Origin of the sequence: Streptomyces sp. NPDC085946 (assembly GCF_044540485.1) — a bacterium.
Classification (GTDB): Bacteria; Actinomycetota; Actinomycetes; order Streptomycetales; family Streptomycetaceae; genus Streptomyces.
Map to the genome: position 1 here is coordinate 162,813 of NZ_JBITSF010000007.1, position 19,331 is coordinate 182,143.

The following is a 19,331-nucleotide window of genomic DNA, read 5'->3' on the forward strand; positions in this document are numbered from 1 at the left end:
CGCGTCGCCGCCCTTGATCACCTGGGGCGCCGCCGCCGCGCCGCGGCACCCGCCACCCGCTGTCATCGCCGCGGGGCGGGAACAGGCCATCCGCCGCGCACGGAAGGAGGCCCGCCCGGGCCGTCGTGCCGCCCGCCGTGCGCCCTTGCGCCCTTGCGCCTTCGTGGCGCGCGTGTTCGCGCCGGGTTGCCGGAATGTGAAATTTCGCCACTGGCACATGCAACTCACAAGCGGGGACCGCTGCCCACTGGACGCCGCGTCGCGTGCGGAGTTTCCTGGCATACGGGGAGTGCGGGCGCACTGCACGGGGGCCTGGGACATCGGGCACAGCAGCAAACTCTCGTCTGGATTGGGGCGCTTACCTATGACACCTACGCTCGTGCGGCAGCACCTGCCTCACGCGGGGGCGGCACCCCGCGTGGACTTGCGTGCACGCGCGCGTGACTGGTCCGAGATCCAGGAGCGGATGCTCGTACCGCTCTACGAGGCCGTCTACGAGCGACTGGAAGTGGGTCCCGCGACTCGGCTGCTCGGCCTCGGCTGCGGTTCCGGACTCGCCCTGCTGATGGCCGCCTCCCGGGGCGCCGCCGTGACGGGCGTCGACACCTCTCCCGAACGGCTGGCCCTCGCGCGGCAGCGGCTGCAGCCCGAGGGGCGGGACACGCGCGCGCGTGCGGACACCCGGCAGCCGGACGACGCGGCCCGGCGTGCGCGGACCCGGCTGGTGGACGGCTCGCCCCGGGACGCGGACGGCACGGGCACGGCGGCGTACACGCTGGTGACCGCCTTCGAGCCGATCGGGTGCCTGGCGGGCGACGCCGAGGGGCTCGGCGAGCTGCTGGCCGAGGCGACGCCGCTCGCCGCGCGCGGGGCGCCGGTGGTGCTGGCGGGCTGGGGCCCGCCGGAACGTTGCGCCACGGTGTCCGTGCTGCGGGTGGCCGCCAAGCTGTCCGAGCCGCCGCGCACCGCGGGCGCCTGGCGCCCGGCCCTGCGGGACGACCTGGAGGAGGTCGCCCACCGGGCGGGCCTGAAGCCGGACGGCTCCGGGCGGGTGGCGTGCCCCTTCGGGTACGCGGACGTGGACAGCGCGGTCCGGGGCCTGAGGTCCACCGGCGTGTTCGACCCGGCGATCGCGGCGACGGACCAGGTGCAGGTCGACAAGGAGCTGACCGAGGCGCTGCACCCGTACCAGCGGCAGGACGGTACGGTCTGGATGCCGAACGTGTTCCGGTACCTCATCGCCCGGATCCCGTGACGGCCCGGCGGCCCGCCGCCCTGCCGGACGACCGAGGGCGCCCCCCTGCGGGAGCGCCCTCGGTGCCGTGCGGACGGCGTGTCAGCCCATGAACTTCTTGAACTCGTCGGGGAGTTCGAAGTCCTGGCCGCCCTGCTGCGGCAGCCCGAACGCGCTGCCCGCCTGCCCGGCGGCGGCGCGGCGGGCCGCGGCCTCCTCCTCCTGCTGCTTGCGCTTCATCGGGTTGCCGGAGCGCTGCTTGCCCTTGGCCTGCTTCTGCTTCTTCTTCGCCCGGCCGGGGCCGCCGCCCATGCCCGGCATCCCCGGCATGCCGGGCATCCCGCCGCCCTGGGCCATCCGGGACATCATCTTGCGGGCCTCGAAGAACCGCTCCACCAGGTTCTTCACCGCGCTGACCTCGACGCCGGAGCCCTTGGCGATACGGGCGCGGCGCGAGCCGTTGATGATCGTCGGGTCCTGGCGCTCGGCCGGGGTCATCGACTTGATGATGGCGGCCGTGCGGTCGACGTCCCGCTCGTCGAGGTTCTGGATCTGGTCCTTGATCTGGCCCATGCCCGGGAGCATGCCGAGCAGCTTGGAGATGGAGCCCATCTTGCGGACCTGCTCCATCTGGGCGAGGAAGTCGTCCAGGGTGAAGTCCTGGCCCTTCTTCGACGCCAGCTTGGAGGCCATCCGCTCGGCCTCTTCCTGGCTGAACGTCTTCTCCGCCTGCTCGATCAGGGTGAGCAGGTCACCCATGTCGAGGATGCGGGAGGCCATCCGGTCCGGGTGGAAGGCGTCGAAGTCCTCGAGCTTCTCGCCGTTCGACGCGAACATGATCGGCTTGCCGGTGATCTGCCGGATCGACAGGGCGGCACCGCCGCGCGCGTCGCCGTCGAGCTTGGAGAGCACCACGCCGTCGAAGCCCACGCCGTCGCGGAACGCCTCGGCGGTGTTGACGGCGTCCTGGCCGATCATCGCGTCGACGACGAACAGGATCTCGTCCGGGGAGACGGCGTCGCGGATGTCCGCGGCCTGCTGCATCATCTCCTGGTCGATGCCGAGGCGGCCGGCGGTGTCGACGATGACGATGTCGTGGACCTTGGACTTCGCGTACTCGATGGAGTCCTTGGCGACCTTGACCGGGTCGCCGACGCCGTTGCCCGGCTCGGGCGCGTACACGCCGACGCCGGCGCGCTCGGCGACCACGCTGAGCTGGTTGACGGCGTTGGGCCGCTGGAGGTCGCAGGCGACCAGCAGCGGCGAGTGGCCCTGCTCCTTGAGCCACTTGCCGAGCTTGCCCGCCAGGGTGGTCTTGCCGGCGCCCTGCAGACCCGCGAGCATGATCACGGTCGGCGGCTGCTTGGCGAAGCGCAGCCGCCGCGTCTCGCCGCCGAGGATGGTGACCAGTTCCTCGTTGACGATCTTGAGGACCTGCTGGGCCGGGTTCAGCGCGCGGGAGACCTCGGCGCCGAGGGCCCGCTCCTTGAGGTTCTTGACGAACGCGCGGACCACGGGCAGCGCCACGTCCGCCTCGAGGAGCGCGATGCGGATCTCGCGCGCGGTGGCGTCGATGTCCGCCTCGGAGAGCCGTCCCTTGCCGCGCAGGTTCTTGAAGGTCGCTGACAGGCGATCGGAGAGAGTGTCGAACACGGCGCTCGCGGTCCTCGGGGTCGGTGGTGGCTGGGGAATCGCCCTCCAGGGTATCCCGGCGGCACAAGTCGCCGGGGCGCCCTCACCCCCGCAGGGTCTCCTCCAGCTTCCGCGCCACCGACACGGCCTCCTCGCCGGGCAGCGGGGCGCCCTCCTGTCCGGTCACGTAGAAGGCGTCCACGGCGTTGGCGCCGAGGGTCGACGCGTGCGCGCTGCGCACCCGCAGGCCCGCGTCCTCCAGGGCCCGGCCGATGCGGAACAGCAGGCCCGGCGCGTCCTGGGCGCGCACCTCGATCACGGTGGCCAGCCGGGAGGCGGCCGGGGCGACCGTCACGCGCGGCGGGGGCGCGACCACGCCCCGGCGGCGCGGGTAGGCCGCGTCGCGCTCGGCCAGCCGCCCCGCGATGTCCAGGGAGCCGTCCAGCGCCCGTACGAGGTCCGCGCGCAGCCGGGCGGCCTGCGGCAGGGAGCCGTACTCGGCGGCGACCCGCCAGTCCAGCAGCAGGACCGAGCCGTCGACGCCGTCGGGGAGGTCCAGGGAGCGCAGCTCGGCGGTCCGCACGGTCAGCCGGTGCAGGGCGAGGACGCCGGCCACCGCGGGCAGCACGCCCGGCTGGTCGGGGACGGCGATCAGCAGCTCCACGCCGAGCGGCTCGGGCTCGCCGGGCGCCGCGTCGGGCTCCTGGGCGGGTCCGGTCTGGGCGCGCAGGGCGAGGACGGGGCCGCCCGTGGCGGCGGCCTCCAGGGCGAGCCGCTCCTGCTCGGCCGTCGGCGCGGCGGCCTCGGGTTCCTCCAGCGGGTCGCCGGCCAGGACGGCCGAGACCTTCTTGACCAGGTCGGCGACGAGCGAACCGCGCCAGGACGACCAGGCGGCCGGGCCGGTGGCCAGGGCGTCCGCCTCGGTCAGGGCGTGCAGCAGCTCCAGGGTGCCCTGGGAGCCGACGGCCTCGGCGACCAGGCGCACGGTGGCCGGGTCCTCCAGGTCGCGCCGGGTGGCGGTCTCGATGAGCAGCAGGTGGTGGCGGACGAGGGTGGCGACGACCGTCACGTCGTGGCGGTCGAAGCCGATGCGGGCGGCCACGTCCTTGGCGATGATCTCGCCCGCGACCGAGTGGTCGCCGGGCCAGCCCTTGCCGATGTCGTGCAGCAGCGCGGCGACCAGCAGCAGGTCGGGACGGCTGACGCGGCGGGTGAACTCGGAGGCCCGGACCGCCGTCTCGATCAGGTGCCGGTCCACCGTCCAGACGTGCACGGCGTTGCGCTGCGGACGACAGCGGACCCGCTCCCAGTCGGGCAGCAGCCGGGTGATGAGCCCTTCGGCCTCCAGGGCCTCCCAGACCTCGACGGTGGGGCGGCCGGAGCCGAGCAGGGTCACCAGTTGCTCGCGCGCCTCGGCGGGCCAGGGCGCGGGCAGGGGGCGGACGCCGGCCGCCATGCGCCGGACGGCGTGCAGGGAGAGCGGGAGGCCGGCCTGCGCGGCGGCGGCCGCGGCGCGCAACGGCAGCACGGGATCACGTTCGGGGCGCGCGGCGCGGGCGAGCACCACCTCGCCGTCCTGCTCCACGACCCCCTCGGCCAGCGGGGAGCGCTCGGCGACCGGTTTCCCGTCGCCCGCCACCGCCCTCCTGAGGAAGTCGCTCCGCTCCCCCACCAGTTTGCGCAGGCGCGGCCGCACGGCGCGCGACCGCAGCACCCGCCCCACCTCGCGCCAGGTGACGTCGCTGGCGTACGAGATGACGCGCGCGGCCTCGTAGACCTGCCGCAGCAGGGTGTCGGCGTCCAGCAGGCCGAGCTCGGCGGCGACCTGGTCCTGCTCCTGGAGCGCGAGCCGGTCGGTGGCCCGCCCGGTCGCCAGGTGCAGCGCGTCGCGCACGTCGAGGAGCCGGCGCCGGGCGTCGGCGAGGCCCTCGCGCGGCGCGTCGGCCAGCCAGGAGGCGGCGACGGCGCGCAGGGCGGTGGCGTCGCGCAGTCCGCCCCGGGCCTCCTTCAGGTCGGGCTCCAGCAGGTACTGGAGCTCGCCCTGCCGTTCGGCGCGTTCGGCGCACAGTTCCTGCAGTTCGGGGAGGCGCTTGGGCGCCTGGTTGCGCCAGTCGGCGAGGACGGCCGTGCGCAGGTCCGCGGTGAGGCCGCGGTCGCCGGCGAGGTGCCGGGCGTCCAGCAGGCCGAGCTGGACCTTGAGGTCCTCGGCGGACGTCCTGCGGGCCTCCGCCGGGGTCCGCACGGAGTGGTCGAGGGCGAGCCCGAGGTCCCACACCGGGTACCAGAGGCGGTCCGCGAGGGCGGCGACGGCCTTGCTGTCGCCGCCGTCGTGCAGCAGGAGCAGGTCCAGGTCGCTGCGCGGGGACAGCTCGCCGCGGCCGTAGCCGCCGACGGCCACCAGGGAGACGCCGCGCAGCCCTTCGGCGCCCGCGGTGAACAGCCCGGTGAGCCAGTCGTCGGTCAGCTCCGCCAGGGCCGAACGGCGCGGCGGCCCGGACCGCGCCCCCTCACCGAGGAGGCGCAGCCGGGCCGCCGCGTAGCCGCTGGGTCCCGAGTTCTCTGCTTCGTCGTGCACGTCCGTACGCGTCACCCAGCGACTCCCGTCTCGTTCCGCGGTCAGAGCGCGTCCGGCCCGCGCTCGCCGGTCCGCACCCGTACGGCCGTCTCGACCGGGATGGACCAGACCTTGCCGTCACCGATCTTGCCGGTACGGGCCGCCTTGACGACGACGTCGATGAGCTGCTCGGCGTCGTCGTCCTCGACCAGCACCTCGATGCGGATCTTGGGGACCAGGTCGACGGTGTACTCGGCACCGCGGTAGACCTCGGTGTGGCCCCTCTGACGACCGTAGCCGCTGGCCTCGGTGACCGTCAGGCCGTGGACTCCGAAGGCCTGGAGGGCCTCCTTGATCTCGTCGAGCCGGTGCGGCTTGACGACGGCGGTGATGAGCTTCATGCGTCCACCTTCTTGCTCTCGGCGTCGACGACGGGGGCGGGCACGGCGGTCGTGCGGGCGGCACCGCCGCCGGCGCCGCTGAAGTCGTATGCGGTCTCGGCGTGCTCGGCCTGGTCGATGCCGGTGACCTCCTCGTCCTCGGAGACCCGCATGCCGAGGGTCTTGTCGAGGAGGAGGGCGAGGACCGCGGAGACGACCAGGGAGTAGGCGAGGACGCCGAAGACACCGGCGCACTGCTTCCAGAACTGGTCCAGGCCGCCGCCGTAGAACAGGCCCGCCACGTCGGACTGGCCCTTGCCGGTGGCGAAGAAGCCGATGAGCAGGGAGCCGAGGATGCCGCCGACGAGGTGGACGCCGACCACGTCGAGGGAGTCGTCGTAGCCGAGCTTGTACTTCAGGCCGACGGCCATGGCGCACAGGACACCGGCGATGACGCCGATGGCGATCGCGCCGAGCGGGGAGACCGCGCCGCCGGCCGGGGTGATGGCGACCAGGCCCGCGACCGCGCCGGAGGCGGCGCCCAGCGTGGTGAACGCGCCGTGGCGGATCTTCTCGTAGGCGAGCCAGCCGAGGACGGCGGCGGCGGTGGCGACCTGCGTGTTGACGAACATCAGCGCGCCGACGCCGTCGTCGTTGCCGAGCCAGGAGCCGGCGTTGAAGCCGAACCAGCCGAACCACAGGAGCCCCGCGCCGAGCATGACCAGCGGCAGGCTGTGCGGGCGCATCGGGTCCTTCTTGAAGCCGACGCGCTTGCCGATGACGAGGATCACGCCGAGCGCCGCGGCACCCGCGTTGATGTGGACCGCCGTACCGCCGGCGAAGTCGATGACGCCCAGCTCGAAGGCCCAGCCGCCGGCGCCCCAGACCCAGTGCGCGACCGGGAAGTACACGACCGTGGCCCACAGCGCGACGAACAGCGCCCAGGCGCTGAACTTCACGCGGTCCGCGAGCGCGCCGCTGATCAGGGCGGGCGTGATGACGGCGAACATCAGCTGGAAGACCAGGAACACGAAGACCGGGATCGTGTAGCCGTCCCAGAGTTCGGTGAGCCCGATGTCGCTGAGGCCCACCCAGTCGGAGTTCCAGCCGATGATGCTGCCGGAGTCCGTTCCGAAGGCGAGGGAGAAGCCGTACAGCACCCACAGGACGGTGACGATCCCGAGGCTGATGAAGCTCATCATCAGCATGTTCAGGGTGCTCTTGACGCGGACCATGCCTCCGTAGAAGAAGGCCAGACCCGGGGTCATGAGCATCACCAGGGCGGAACAGATGAGCATGAAGCCTGTGTTGGCGGCAGAGAGCTCCGTCTCTGCGGCAAGCGTGATGGCTGGAGCCATCGGCGTCTCCTCGTCGTTGGTACGGCCCCGTGCGGGCGAAGCCTGAGCGGATTGAGGGGTGGGCCGGTTATGCGCCATGAGATTGGCGCAGCGCCGTTTCGGTGGAAGCCCCTCGTTGTTTCGCGGCCGTGACGAAGGCGCGTGGCGTGTTACGCGTCGATGAACTCCGGGATGTCCGGCTGCGCGATCGTTATCGTGGCGCAACCTTCCGGGACGGGACACGAGACCGGCCGCGGCGGGCCCTCCGATGACCTGGCTGGGGGAGCCGAGTCGGGCAGTTCGGGAGGGCCGGCCGCGGCCGGGGTCCAGGGGTTTTCCGCGGGGGTCAGACCGCCTCGGCGGTCTCGGGCAGCTCGGCGGCGAGCCGCTCGGTGAGGTCGACGATCGCGTCGAGGTCGCCGAAGTCGCGGACGGCAGTGTCGACCGTCTTTCGGATACGCGTGTTGACCCGTTCGGAGCGGACCTTCTTGGCGACCTGCATGGCCCGGGTGGCGAAGGCCGCGCTCCGCTCCGGCTCGCGCTGGAGCAGGTGCACGGTGGCCATGCCGATCAGGTTGAGCGCGTAGGAGCGCTGGTGCTCGCCGTCCTGCGCGAACAGCTCCACCGCCCGCTGCATCATGGGCTCGGCCAGGGCCGCGTAGGTGGGGCTGCGGCCGGCGACGTAGGCGAGGTCGCGGAAGGCGTGGGAGTTCTCCGCGTACAGCTCGGCCTCGGAGAAGAAGCGGATCCAGTCGGGGTCCGGCTCGTCCCACTCGCCGGCGTCGGCGAAGGTGTCCTCGGCCATCCGCACCGCCCGCTTGCACTTGCCGGGCTGGCCCATGTTGGCGTAGGCGCGGGCCTCCATCGCATACAGCATCGACTGGGTGCGCGGGCTCGCGCAGTCCCGGCTGCCGTACTGCGCGAGGTGGATCAGCTCCAGGGCGTCGTCGGGCCGCCCGAGGTGGATCATCTGCCGGCTCATGCTGGACAGGACGTAGGACCCGAGCGGCCGGTCGCCCGCCTCCTTGGCGGCGTGCAGCGCGAGCACGAAGTACTTCTGCGCGGTGGGCTGCAACCCGACGTCGTACGACATCCAGCCGGCCAGTTCGGCGAGCTCGGCGGCGACCTTGAACAGGCGGCGGGTGGTCGTCTCGGGCTGCGGTTCCTGCAGGAGGTCCGTCACCTCGTGCAGCTGGCCGACGACCGCCTTGCGGCGCAGCCCTCCGCCGCACTGGGCGTCCCACCGGCGGAACATCTCGGTGGTGGACTCCAGCAGCTCCAGCTCCGGCTGGGAGAGCCGGCCGCGGATCCGCCCGGAGGCCGCCGGCGCGGGGTCGGGCGCGGAGCGGGGTGCCGCGGGGGAGGGCACGAGCCAGCGCTGCATGGGCTCGATGAGGGCCGGGCCGGCGGACAGGGCCAGCGAGCTCCCGAGGAAGCCGCGCCGCGCCAGCATGAGGTCGCTGCGCGAGAACTCGCTGAGCTGGGCCACGGTCTGCGGGCCCGTCCAGGGCAGGTCGACCCCGGTCGCGGACGGTGACTGGCGGGCGGTGCGCAGACCCAGGTCCTCGACGGAGACGACGACGCCGAAGCGCTCCGAGAACAGCTCGGACAGGATCCGCGGGATCGGCTCGCGCGGGTTCTCGCCGTCCAGCCAGCGGCGCACGCGCGAGGTGTCCGTCGAGATGTGGTGGGCGCCCAGCTGGCGCGCCCTGCGGTTGACCTGGCGGGCGAGCTCGCCCTTGGACCAGCCGCTGCGCACGAACCACGAGGTGAGGAGCTCGTTGGGGCGCTTGTCAGCGTGCGCAGCGTGTCCAGCGCTCGATCCGCTTCCGCCGTTGCCGCTCACTGAACGCCCCCATCCCTGAGACCACTGTGTCGCCGAGTGCGCCAAGCCCTATCAGAATGCCGGTTCGTACGACCGCTCGTCCGGCGCTTGTCACCCCTCGAACGGAAAGCCGACTTGCCTCCGGCATACCCGCGAGTGCACGCGCCCCCAGGACTCGTGCACACAGAGTAATCCTACGATCACCCGTCCAGCCACGACGATCGAAGAAACGCCACCATTCGCCACCCCTTCGAATGAACTCACGGTCGCCGTCCCACGATTCACTTGACACAGACACTTCGGAACGGGTGCAGCAGTGCGCCCGGGGGCGCGCACCGGAGACTGCACCACCCCGAGTGCTTCCAGCCGCCGCCTGGGCCGGGTGGCACGGGGAAGCCGGGATCTGGAAGACAGGAACAGAGCGTCACGTTCCGCGTCCGCTGCGTAACCACCGGAACGTCGGACCCGTTGGAGGGGGCATGGGCTTCACGATCGGCATCAGTCGGGGCATCCGCGACATCCGGTCCGGCTCGCGCCGCCGCGGCCGCTCCTCGGACGGCACCACGGTGGCGGAGTACACCGGACTGTGGGGCTGGGACGTGGTGCCCGGCGCGCGGGCCGCGGCCGGCACCTGTTCCTGCGGCCGCCGCGACTGCCGGGCCCCGGGAGCGCACCCCCTGGACTTCGCGCCGGTGATCCCCGCCGGGGCCACCCTGGACGAGGTCAGCGAGGCGTGGGGCGAGTTCCCGGGCGCCGCCGTGATGCTGCCGGTGGGCCGGGCGTTCGACGTCATCGAGGTGGCGGAGCCGGCCGGACGCCTGGCCCTGGCCCGCCTGGAGCGCATGGGCCTGCCCCTCGGCCCGGTCGCCGCGACCCCGGACGGCCGCGCCCACTTCTTCGTCGCCCCCGGCGCCGCCGCCGAGCTGCCCCGCCTGCTCTACCGGATGGGCTGGGACGACCCGGCCTCCCTCGACCTGCGCGGCCTGGGCCCGGGGTCCGCCATCACGGCGCCGCCCTCCGACCGGGGCGGACGGGGGCCGGTGCGCTGGCTGCGCTCCCCCGCCCTGGACTCCGCCTCCCGGCCGCCGCAGGCCCGGCTGGTGCTCGGCACGCTGGCGTACGTGGCCCACCGGTCGCGGACCTGAGTCCGGCGCCGGCACGGCGAAGCGCCCGTCCCCCGACTGCACCTCGGGGGGCGGGCGCTTCGCCGTGCCGGCGGACTGCCGTGACCGGTCAGTCTCCGATGAGCGCATCCACGAACGCCTCCGGCTCGAACGGCGCCAGGTCGTCCGGCCCCTCGCCGAGCCCGATCAGCTTGACCGGCACGCCCAGCTCGCGCTGCACGGCGATCACGATGCCGCCCTTGGCCGTGCCGTCCAGCTTGGTCAGCACGATGCCGGTGATGTCGACGACCTCGGCGAAGACCCGGGCCTGCACCAGGCCGTTCTGGCCGGTGGTGGCGTCCAGCACGAGCAGCACCTCGTCCAGCGGGGCGTGCTTCTCCACGACGCGCTTGACCTTGCCGAGCTCGTCCATGAGACCGGTCTTGGTGTGCAGCCGGCCCGCGGTGTCGATGAGCACGACGTCCGCGCCCATCTCCTTGCCCTCCTTGACCGCGTCGAAGGCGACGGAGGCCGGGTCGCCGGCCTCGGGGCCGCGCACGGTGTGGGCGCCCACCCGCTCGCCCCAGGTCTGGAGCTGGTCGGCGGCGGCGGCCCGGAAGGTGTCGGCGGCGCCGAGGACGACGGTGTTGCCGTCGGCCACCAGGACGCGGGCGAGCTTGCCGGTGGTGGTGGTCTTGCCGGTGCCGTTGACCCCGACGACCATGACGATGCCCGGCTTGCGGCCCTCCGGCTCGGTCCGGACGGTGCGGTCCATGGCGGGGTCGACCAGCGTGACCAGCTCCTCGCGCAGCAGGCCGCGCAGGTCCTCGGAGGTGCGGGTGCCGAGCACCTTCACGCGCTCGCGCAGCCGCTCGACCAGTTCCTGGGTGGGCTGGACGCCGACGTCGGCGGTGAGCAGGGTGTCCTCGACCTCCTCCCAGGTCTCCTCGTCGAGGTGCTCGCGCGACAGCAGGATCAGCAGACCCTTGCCGAGGGCGTTCTGCGAACGGGACAGACGGGCGCGCAGGCGTACCAGGCGCCCCGCGGTGGGCTCCGGGATCTCGATCCCGGGGGCCTCGACGGTGGGCGGCTCCTCCACCACGACGGGGGCGGTGCCCCCGCCCGGGAGATCCACCTCCTCGATGGTGCGCCGGGGTTCGTCCCGCGGCGTCTCGGCCTCGTCGCCGACGTGCGGCTCGGCCGGAGGGGCGGTGATGTCGGGCGCGGCGGGGGGCGGCGGGGGCAGGTGCTTCCTGCGCCGGGTGCCGACCAGGAGCCCGCCGAGCGCGCCGATCACGACCACGGCGATGACTACAGCAAGGATGACGATGTCCATAACCCGTCCAGTATCGGCCATGGGGTCCGGCGGGAGCCCTCTGCTTTTCTGACACGCCGTCAGCGACGGGCCCGGGTCCGGCGCAACCGGCCGCCGCCGCCCGCCTCCGGCCGGACCGGCCCCGGCCCGCCCCGGCGTGTCGCCCCCGGGCCGCCGCCCGGGACCGGGACGCACGGACGCCGCCGCCCCGGCTCGGACGGTGTCCGAGCCGGGGCGGCGGCGGGGTTACGGGGAGAGGGGCAGCGGGACTTGGCCCTTCCCCCCGAGCGTGCGGGACGGGCTCAGCCCATCTCCTCCAGGGCCTTGCCCTTGGTCTCCTTCACGAACTTCAGGACGAAGGGGATCGAGAGCGCGGCGAAGGCCGTGTAGATCACGTAGGTGACGGAGAGGTTCCAGTCGGCCAGCGACGGGAAGCTCGCGGTGATCGCCCAGTTGGCGATCCACTGCGCGGCGGCGGCCACGCCGAGGGCGGCGGCACGGATCCGGTTCGGGAACATCTCGCCGAGCATGACCCAGACGACCACGCCCCACGACAGGGCGAAGAACAGGACGAACACGTGGGCGGCGATCAGGGCGATCCAGCCCTGGGTCTCCGGGAGCCTGCCGTCGACCAGGTCGAAGGAGAAGGCCCAGGCCTCCAGCGCCAGGCCGATCACCATGCCGACCGAGCCGATGACGGCGAGCGGCCGGCGGCCGATGCGGTCCACGAAGATCATCGCGATGACGGTGCCGACGATGTTGATGATCGACGTCGTGAACGAGTAGAAGAACGAGTCGGCCGGGTCGACGCCGACGGACTGCCACAGCGTCGAGGAGTAGTAGAACGCGACGTTGATGCCGACGAACTGCTGGAAGACCGACAGGCCGATGCCGATCCAGACGATCGGCTTGAAGAAGAAGGAGCCGCCGAGCAGGTCCTTGAAGCTGGACTTGTGCTCGCTCTTCATGCCGAGCTCGATCTCGTTGACGCGGGCGTCCAGGTCGATGTCCGAGCCCTCGACCTCGGCGAGGATCGCGCGGGCCCGCTCGTGCTTGCCGACGGAGATCAGGAAGCGCGGGGACTCGGGGATCACGAAGGAGAGCAGACCGTACAGGACGGCCGGGACGACCATGACGCCGAGCATGACCTGCCAGGCCTCCAGGCCCATCAGCTCACCGCGCTGGTCACCGTCGGCGGCGTTGAGCAGACCCCAGTTGACCAGCTGCGACACCGCGATGCCGACGACGATCGCGGCCTGCTGGAAGGAGCCGAGCCGGCCGCGGTAGGCGGGCGGGGCGACCTCGGCGATGTAGGCCGGGCCGATCACGGAGGCCATGCCGATGGCGAAGCCGCCGACGACGCGCCAGAAGGCGAGGTCCCACAGCGAGAAGGGCAGCGCGGAGCCGACGGCGCTGACGGTGAAGAGGACCGCGGCGATCTGCATGCACCGGATGCGGCCGATGCGGTCGGCTATGCGGCCGGCGGTCGCGGCGCCGACGGCGCAGCCGATCAGGGCGATGGCGATGACCTGCGCGAGGGCCGCCGAGCCGATGTCGTAGCGGTCCCGGATGGCCTCGACGGCGCCGTTGATCACGGAGCTGTCGTAGCCGAAGAGGAAACCGCCCATCGCGGCTGCCGCCGCGATGAAGATGACGTGCCCGAGATGATCGGGATGAGCCGTACCGGCTCCGGACTTGGGTGCCTGCGCTGTGCTGGTCACGTGTACTCCTCGGGCCACCGGCAACGCTGCCGGATGGGGGTCAGCCCTTCGAGGTTCCACCTGAAGGTGCCTGAAGGTAAAAGCAACGTTGCAGAGACTATGCCTTCAAGTTTCGAAGTCAATAGCGGGTCGGCTGTGATTTTCGAGCAAGGCGTAGCGGGGTTGTGTTCAAGAAGTGAATTGATCTAGGGCCAAGCAGGTCAACACCCGGATGGTCTATACCTGTTGGCGGGCCGGTCAGCGCAGGCGCTGGCCGATGACCTTCGACACACCGTCGCCCTGCATCGAGACGCCGTACAGCGCGTCGGCGACCTCCATCGTGCGCTTCTGGTGCGTGATCACAATGAGCTGCGAGGTCTCCTGGAGCTCCTGCATGATCCGGATGAGCCGCTGGAGGTTGGTGTCGTCGAGGGCGGCCTCGACCTCGTCCATCACGTAGAACGGACTGGGTCGCGCCTTGAAGATCGACACGAGCAGCGCGACGGCCGTCAGCGACCGCTCGCCACCGGACAGCAGCGACAGCCGCTTGACCTTCTTGCCCGGCGGACGGGCCTCGACGTCCACGCCCGTGGTGAGCATGTGGTCGGGGTCGGTCAGCACCAGCCGTCCCTCACCGCCGGGGAAGAGCCGGCCGAAGACGCCCTCGAACTCCCGGGCGGTGTCCCGGTAGGCCTCGGTGAAGACCTGCTCGACGCGCTCGTCGACCTCCCTGACGACCTGGAGCAGGTCGGCGCGGGTCTTCTTCAGGTCCTCCAGCTGCTCGCTGAGGAACTGGTGGCGCTCCTCCAGCGCCGCGAACTCCTCCAGCGCCAGCGGATTGACCTTGCCGAGCTGCTGGTAGGCGCGTTCGGCGGCCTTCAGCCGTTTCTCCTGCTCGGCCCGGACGAAGGGCCTGGGCCGGTTGCGCGGGTGCTCCGGGTCCTCCGGCAGCGGCTCGCCCTCGGCGGGGGGCGAGGGCGGCACGAGCCGGTGCGGACCGTACTCCGCCACCAGCCCCGCCGGTTCGACACCCAGCTCCTCCAGCGCCTTGGTCTCCAGCTGCTCGATGCGCAGCCGCTTCTCGGCGCCGAGTACCTCTCCGCGGTGGACCGAATCCGTCAACTTGTCGAGCTCGGCCTTCAGGTCGCGTCCCGCGGCCCGGGCCCGGGCGAGCTCCTGCTCCCGGCGGGCCCGGGCGGCCTCGGCCGCGGTGCGCTCCTGCTCGGCGCGGGCGAGGGAGACCTCGACGTGGGCGAGCAGCTGCCGGGCTCCGGAGGCGACGGCACCGGCGACGGCCGCCTCGTGCCGCAGCCGGGCGCGCCGCTGCTCGGCCCGCGCGCGTGCCTCCCGTTCCGCGCGGGCCGCCCGGTCCAGCGCGTCGGCCCGTCCGGCCAGCCCCTTGACCCGTTCCTCGTGCGTACGGACCTGGAGGCGGGCCTCCATCTCGGTCTGGCGGGCGTTGGCGCCGTCGGCGGCGAGCCGGTCGCGCGCCGCGGTGTCGGGCTCCTCCTCGACCGGCGTCTCCTCGGCGACGGCGAGCCGCTCGGCGAACTCCTCCGCCTCCGCCAGCGCCTTGTCCAGGGCCTCCTGCGCCCGGGCCGCGGCGGCCGCGGACCGCTCGGCCTCGCCCGCCGCGCCGCGCGCCTGCCCGGCGAGCCGGCCGAGCTGCTGGGCGACGGCCGACTTCTCCCGGTCGGCGGCCCGCCGCCGCTCCCCCAGCTCCTCGACGAGCACGGCGCACCGCGCGCGCCGCTCGGCGGCCGCGCGCTGCGCCTCGCCCAGTTCCTCGCACCGCACCGCCAGCTCCTCCAGCTCGGCGGCGGCCTCGTCGACGGAGGCCTGCACCTCGATGAGGCTGGGCGCGCCGGCGGACCCGCCGTGCGCGTAGTGCGCGCCGAGGAGGTCGCCCTCGGCGGTGACGGCGGTCAGGTCGGGCCGCGCGCACACCAGGTCCTCGGCGTCCTCCAGGGTGCCGACGACCACGATCCCGCGCAGCAGCCGCCGCACGGCGGGCATCAGCCCGGCGGGACCGCTCACCAGGTCGGCGGCGTACGGCGGCCCGCCGGCGGGCGGCTCGTGCGGTACGTCGTCGGGGGCGCCGGCGACCAGCAGCGCGGCGCGGCCCGCGTCCTGCTTGCGCAGCAGGCGGAGCGCCTCGGCGGCGGCGGACGGGGTGCCGACGGCGAGGGCGTCGGCGGCGGCCCCGAAGGCGGCGGCCAGGGCGGCCTCGTGGCCAGGGGCGACGGTGAGCAGCTCGGCGGCCGGGCCGAGCAGGCCGGTGAGGCGGTCCCGTGCCGCGAGCAGGGCGCCGGTGCCGTCCTTGCGGCGCAGCCCCATGGCCAGGGCTTCGTGGCGGGCCTGGGTGGCGGCCCGGTTCCGCTCGGCCGCGGTGAGCGCCTCGCGGGCGGCGGTGAGGGCGGCCTCGGCCTCGGCGAGCTGCCGCCTGGCCGTCTCGTGCCGCCCGGCGAGTTCCTCGTCGCCCGCGTCGAGGCCGTCGACCTCGGCCTTCAGCTCCTCGTACTCCTCCTGGGCGGCGACGGCGCGCTCCCGGGCCTCGTCCCGGGCGGCGGCCAGCCGGTCGATCTCGGCCTGGGCGGCGGCGGCCCGCGACCTGGCCGCGCCCACCTGCCCGGTCAGCCGGGCCAGGTGCTCGCGGCGGTCGGCGATGGCGCGGGCCGCGTCCTTCAGGCGCCGCTCCTCGTGGGCGAGCTCGCGCTCGAGTTCGGCGCGGTGGGCGACGGTGTCGTCCAGGGCGTGCCGGGCCGCCTCCAGCGCGGCCTCCAGCTCGGCCTCCTGTTCGCGGACGCGGGCGGCCTCGCGCTCCAGGTCCTCGGGGTCGCGGCCGCGCCGCTCCTCCACGGGCGCGGAGGTGGCGCTCTTCACGCGCGCGTCGGCCAGCGAGACCGTGCCGCGCACCCGCTCGGCGAGCCGGGAGAGCTCGTACCAGGTGTGCTGGGCGAGCTGCAGGCGGGGCGTGAGCTGCCGGACCTCGTCCTCCAGGAGGGCCTCGCGCTGGAGCGCCTTCCTCAGCTCCTGCTCGGCGCCCTCCTTGCGGGCCTTGAGGGCGGCTTCGTCGGCGATCTCGGCCTGGAGCGCCTCGCGCAGCCGGACGAGGTCGTCGGCGAGCAGCCGCAGCCGGGCGTCGCGCAGGTCGGCCTGGATGACGGCGGCCCGGCGCGCGACGGCGGCCTGCCGGCCGAGCGGCTTGAGCTGCCGGCGCAGCTCGTCGGTGAGGTCCTGCACGCGCGCGAGGTTGGCCTGCATCGCGTCCAGCTTCCGCAGCGCCTTCTCCTTGCGCTTGCGGTGCTTCAGGACACCGGCCGCCTCCTCGATGAAGGCGCGGCGGCCCATGGGGTCGGCGTGCAGGACGGAGTCGAGCTGGCCCTGCCCGACGATGACGTGCATCTCGCGGCCGATGCCGGAGTCGGAGAGCAGTTCCTGGATGTCGAGGAGGCGGCAGGTGTCGCCGTTGATCTGGTATTCGCTGCCGCCGTTGCGGAACATGATCCGCGTGATGGTGACCTCGGCGTACTCGATGGGCAGCGCCCCGTCGGAGTTGTCGATGGTCAGCGACACCTCGGCGCGGCCCAGCGGCGGGCGGCCGGTGGTGCCGGCGAAGATGACGTCCTCCATCTTGCCGCCGCGCAGCGACTTGGCGCCCTGCTCCCCCATGACCCAGCTGAGCGCGTCCACCACGTTGGACTTGCCCGAGCCGTTCGGCCCGACGACGCAGGTGATCCCCGGCTCGAACCGGAGCGTGGTGGCCGAGGCGAACGACTTGAAGCCGCGCAGGGTCAGGGCCTTGAGGTGCACGCCGCTGGACTCTACCTTCCGGGGATATCTCACTCCATGAACGCGCGGTTTCGCCGGTGAACGCGCAGGGCAGACCAGACGTTGAAGACAGTGAAAGGATGCGCGGGGGAAAGAAAGAAGGGACGCCGAGGCGTCCCTTGCACTTCTGACAACGTGGCGGTTGTGAGTGCAACCCGACCACTGCCGTGCTGTTGTGGAGCGGTGCAGTGATCAGGTGAGCGCAGGCTCCGCCTCGTGTGCGTCAACGCTCTCCATGATCCTGTCGTGAGAAGCGGCAGCCGTCAGCGCGTCCTTCTCCGCCTGAATCCGTACGAGCTCGGATTCCAGGTCCTGGACGCGCTGCTGGAGCCGTCGCATCTCGGCGAGGAGTCGCGGGTCGGAGCCGCCGACGTAACCGAGAAGCGCCTTTGCCATGATGGATGGTCCTCCACACTGAGTGACCGACCGAAGCGGTGTGGGTCGTGAGGGATTCGCACCCGCACTTGCTTGGCAGGCCTGGAGTTGTGCTGCCGTTCAGCCATGCCAAACAGCTAAGGTGCGCGGGGCTTTCAGCGTCTCACCAAAAAGTTTGACGGTCAACACGATCACGCCCCGTATCGGCGGGCAACCCGGTGGCGCGCGGCCGGGAACGGCGGCGCTGCGGCTTCTGCGGGGCCCTGAGGGCGTGGCGATCATCCTTGCGCCTGACGCCTGCCAGGGCAAGCCCTTGTCGGCAATCACCAGGCCGTTTCCGCTCCGGGCGGCGGCCCGCCGGCGGTCCGGGGGCGGGTGCGGGGGCCACCCGGGGTTCCGGGTCAGCGCACGGCGAAGCCCTCGTAGCCGCCGCGCGGTGTGTCCCAGATCTCGGTGACCCCGTCCACGCGGCCGGGCGTGTCGCCCTCCTGGAGCCACTCCAGGAGGCCCTCGCAGCGCTCGCGCGAACCCTCCGCGACCACTTGGACCCGCCCGTCACCCAGATTGAGAGCAAAACCACTCAGGCCGCCGATCTCCAGGGCCTTGGCCCGTGTGAACCAGCGGAAACCCACACCCTGGACGCGTCCCCGCACCCAGGCGACCAATCGCACATCGTCGCTCATGGCTGCAACCTAACCGGCCAATGTCCCTTCGGACACTTCGTCCCCGTGCGCCATGCGGTACCGTCCGGACCCAATGAATCTCATATGAAACTCACTCGTTCGTGTGAGTTCTGTGTTGATCGCGAGGACGAGTCGACCGCGAGGACGAGGAAGGCCAGGACATGGGACGCCACCGACGCTCCGCCGCCGGCCGCGCCGCCACGGGCCGCGCCACGGGGGCCGCGCAAGCCGACAGTTCCCTCCAGGGGGGTCACGACCCGCTGGGCTCGTACGCCGGTGACCGCCCCGTCATGGGCATCGCGCCCTATCTGAACCCGGAGGCGTACGCCGAGACGTACGCGAGGAGCGAGGCGTACCTGTACGCGACGGACGGGTCCGCCGACGACCGGTTCCTGGCCGGCCACCCGGTGCGCGAGGACCACGACGACCACCCGGCGCCGGCCTGGTACGCCCCGGACACCGGGACCGCCGTCCTGCCCGATGACGGGTTCCGGCCCGACGACGGGGGCCGCCGGACGGGGCACCGGCGCAGGAAGAAGCCCGCGACGCCGGTGCGGACCGGGCTGCTCGGCATGTCCGCGGCCGTGGCCCTCGGGACGGTCGCGGTCGCCACCGGCGCGGTGCCCGGCCTGGAGAACTACAGGCTCGGCGGCGGCACGAGCGGCGCCGACGAGGTGCAGGCGGCCGACGCGCCGACCAACACGCCGAGCGAGCAGGGCGGCACGTCCGGCAGCGCCGACAGCCCGGCCGGCACGCCCGGCGCCCGGCAGAGCGAGCGCTCCTCCTCGCCGTCGCCCTCCGCCTCGGCCTCGGCGGCCGCGCCGACGAAGACGCCGGAGAAGCGGAAGCAGCAGCCGGCGGCCACCCCGAGCAAGAAGCCGAAGGCGACGCCGACCCAGCGGCAGGCGCCCGGGCAGACGCCCACGCGCGAGGCCTCGAAGAAGCCGCAGGCGCCGACCACACCCGCCCTCACCTCCGCGGAGGCCGTCGCCGGCGCCGAGGTGCTTCGGCTGGTGAACGAGGAGCGGGCCAAGGTCGGGTGCAGCCCGGTGGCCGCGGACAGCGCGCTGACGCGGCTGGCCCAGGCCTTCAGCGAGGACATGGCCGCGCGCGGCTTCTTCGACCACACCGACCCCGACGGCGCGACGCCCTGGGACCGGGCGGAGAAGGCCGGGATAAGCGGCCTCGGCGGCGAGAACATAGCCCGCGGCCAGGCCGACGCCGAGGCCGTGATGGAGGCCTGGATGAACAGCCCGGGCCACCGGGCCAACATCCTGAACTGCGACTTCACCACGCTGGGCGTCGGCGTCCACTTCGGGCCCACGGGTCCGTGGTGGACGCAGAACTTCGGCTACTGAGATA

General features: G+C 73.0%; 13 protein-coding genes. 3 read left to right on the forward strand and 10 right to left on the reverse strand.

What is annotated here, in order from left to right; genetic code table 11:
• Positions 1-364 precede the first annotated feature (364 nt).
• Positions 365-1,255: a methyltransferase gene (locus tag ACIF8T_RS16635; RefSeq protein ID WP_400035589.1), complete on the forward strand. Its 891-nt coding sequence runs from the start codon at positions 365-367 to the stop codon at positions 1,253-1,255.
• Positions 1,256-1,336: 81 nt separating this feature from the next.
• Here ACIF8T_RS16635 and ffh read toward each other — a convergent pair whose 3' ends face one another.
• The 5 genes from ffh to ACIF8T_RS16660 all read right to left on the reverse strand — a co-directional run bounded on the left by ffh (position 1,337) and on the right by ACIF8T_RS16660 (position 8,983).
• Positions 1,337-2,887, reverse strand: a complete 1,551-nt coding sequence (gene ffh, locus ACIF8T_RS16640) for a signal recognition particle protein (RefSeq protein ID WP_400035590.1) — start codon at positions 2,885-2,887, stop codon at positions 1,337-1,339.
• A gap of 82 nt (positions 2,888-2,969) precedes the next feature.
• Positions 2,970-5,456: a [protein-PII] uridylyltransferase gene (locus tag ACIF8T_RS16645; protein ID WP_400035592.1), complete on the reverse strand. Its 2,487-nt coding sequence runs from the start codon at positions 5,454-5,456 to the stop codon at positions 2,970-2,972.
• A 26-nt stretch (positions 5,457-5,482) separates the two neighbouring features.
• Positions 5,483-5,821 (reverse strand): P-II family nitrogen regulator, encoded by a 339-nt coding sequence (locus tag ACIF8T_RS16650; RefSeq protein ID WP_030231663.1) that lies wholly within the window; start codon positions 5,819-5,821, stop codon positions 5,483-5,485.
• Positions 5,818-7,158 carry an ammonium transporter gene (locus ACIF8T_RS16655; RefSeq protein WP_400035594.1) on the reverse strand — a complete coding sequence of 447 codons (1,341 nt, stop codon included), beginning with the start codon at positions 7,156-7,158 and terminating at the stop codon, positions 5,818-5,820. Before ACIF8T_RS16655 ends, ACIF8T_RS16650 begins: the two co-directional genes overlap by 4 nt.
• A gap of 325 nt (positions 7,159-7,483) precedes the next feature.
• Positions 7,484-8,983: a hypothetical protein gene (locus ACIF8T_RS16660; RefSeq protein ID WP_400035596.1), complete on the reverse strand. Its 1,500-nt coding sequence runs from the start codon at positions 8,981-8,983 to the stop codon at positions 7,484-7,486.
• Between the two features lie 458 nt (positions 8,984-9,441).
• Here ACIF8T_RS16660 and ACIF8T_RS16665 point away from each other — a divergent pair, with 458 nt between their 5' ends.
• Positions 9,442-10,107: a bifunctional DNA primase/polymerase gene (locus ACIF8T_RS16665; protein WP_400035598.1), complete on the forward strand. Its 666-nt coding sequence runs from the start codon at positions 9,442-9,444 to the stop codon at positions 10,105-10,107.
• 88 nt (positions 10,108-10,195) lie between these two features.
• On the opposite strand, the gene ftsY is transcribed toward ACIF8T_RS16665, so the two are convergent.
• From ftsY to ACIF8T_RS16690, 5 genes are all read right to left on the reverse strand, one after another.
• Complete coding sequence (ftsY, locus tag ACIF8T_RS16670; RefSeq protein ID WP_400035599.1) at positions 10,196-11,401, reverse strand: signal recognition particle-docking protein FtsY; 1,206 nt, start codon at positions 11,399-11,401, stop codon at positions 10,196-10,198.
• Between the two features lie 281 nt (positions 11,402-11,682).
• Positions 11,683-13,101: a sugar porter family MFS transporter gene (locus ACIF8T_RS16675; protein WP_400035600.1), complete on the reverse strand. Its 1,419-nt coding sequence runs from the start codon at positions 13,099-13,101 to the stop codon at positions 11,683-11,685.
• A gap of 237 nt (positions 13,102-13,338) precedes the next feature.
• Entirely contained in the window at positions 13,339-16,893 is a 3,555-nt protein-coding gene (gene smc / locus ACIF8T_RS16680; RefSeq protein ID WP_400035602.1) for a chromosome segregation protein SMC, read from the reverse strand.
• 210 nt (positions 16,894-17,103) lie between these two features.
• Positions 17,104-17,307 carry a hypothetical protein gene (locus tag ACIF8T_RS16685; protein WP_400035604.1) on the reverse strand — a complete coding sequence of 68 codons (204 nt, stop codon included), beginning with the start codon at positions 17,305-17,307 and terminating at the stop codon, positions 17,104-17,106.
• 380 nt (positions 17,308-17,687) lie between these two features.
• On the reverse strand, positions 17,688-17,969 hold the full coding sequence (locus ACIF8T_RS16690; RefSeq protein ID WP_400035606.1) for an acylphosphatase: 282 nt from the start codon (positions 17,967-17,969) through the stop codon (positions 17,688-17,690).
• A gap of 161 nt (positions 17,970-18,130) precedes the next feature.
• Between ACIF8T_RS16690 and ACIF8T_RS16695 the strand changes: the two genes are divergently transcribed.
• A complete protein-coding gene (locus ACIF8T_RS16695; RefSeq protein ID WP_400035608.1) occupies positions 18,131-19,327 on the forward strand; it encodes a CAP domain-containing protein in 1,197 nt (398 codons plus the stop codon).
• The last annotated feature ends 4 nt before the right edge of the window (positions 19,328-19,331 follow it).

Bases quoted from the DNA above. Each gene is read 5' to 3' on its own strand.
- ACIF8T_RS16690 (WP_400035606.1), bottom strand. From the start codon at position 17,969: ATGAGCGACGATGTGCGATTGGTCGCCTGGGTGCGGGGACGCGTCCAG.
- ACIF8T_RS16655 (WP_400035594.1), bottom strand. From the start codon at position 7,158: ATGGCTCCAGCCATCACGCTTGCCGCAGAGACGGAGCTCTCTGCCGCC.
- ACIF8T_RS16695 (WP_400035608.1), top strand. From the start codon at position 18,131: ATGGGACGCCACCGACGCTCCGCCGCCGGCCGCGCCGCCACGGGCCGC.
- ACIF8T_RS16650 (WP_030231663.1), bottom strand. From the start codon at position 5,821: ATGAAGCTCATCACCGCCGTCGTCAAGCCGCACCGGCTCGACGAGATC.
- ACIF8T_RS16665 (WP_400035598.1), top strand. From the start codon at position 9,442: ATGGGCTTCACGATCGGCATCAGTCGGGGCATCCGCGACATCCGGTCC.
- ACIF8T_RS16635 (WP_400035589.1), top strand. From the start codon at position 365: ATGACACCTACGCTCGTGCGGCAGCACCTGCCTCACGCGGGGGCGGCA.
- ACIF8T_RS16685 (WP_400035604.1), bottom strand. From the start codon at position 17,307: ATGGCAAAGGCGCTTCTCGGTTACGTCGGCGGCTCCGACCCGCGACTC.
- ftsY (WP_400035599.1), bottom strand. From the start codon at position 11,401: ATGGACATCGTCATCCTTGCTGTAGTCATCGCCGTGGTCGTGATCGGC.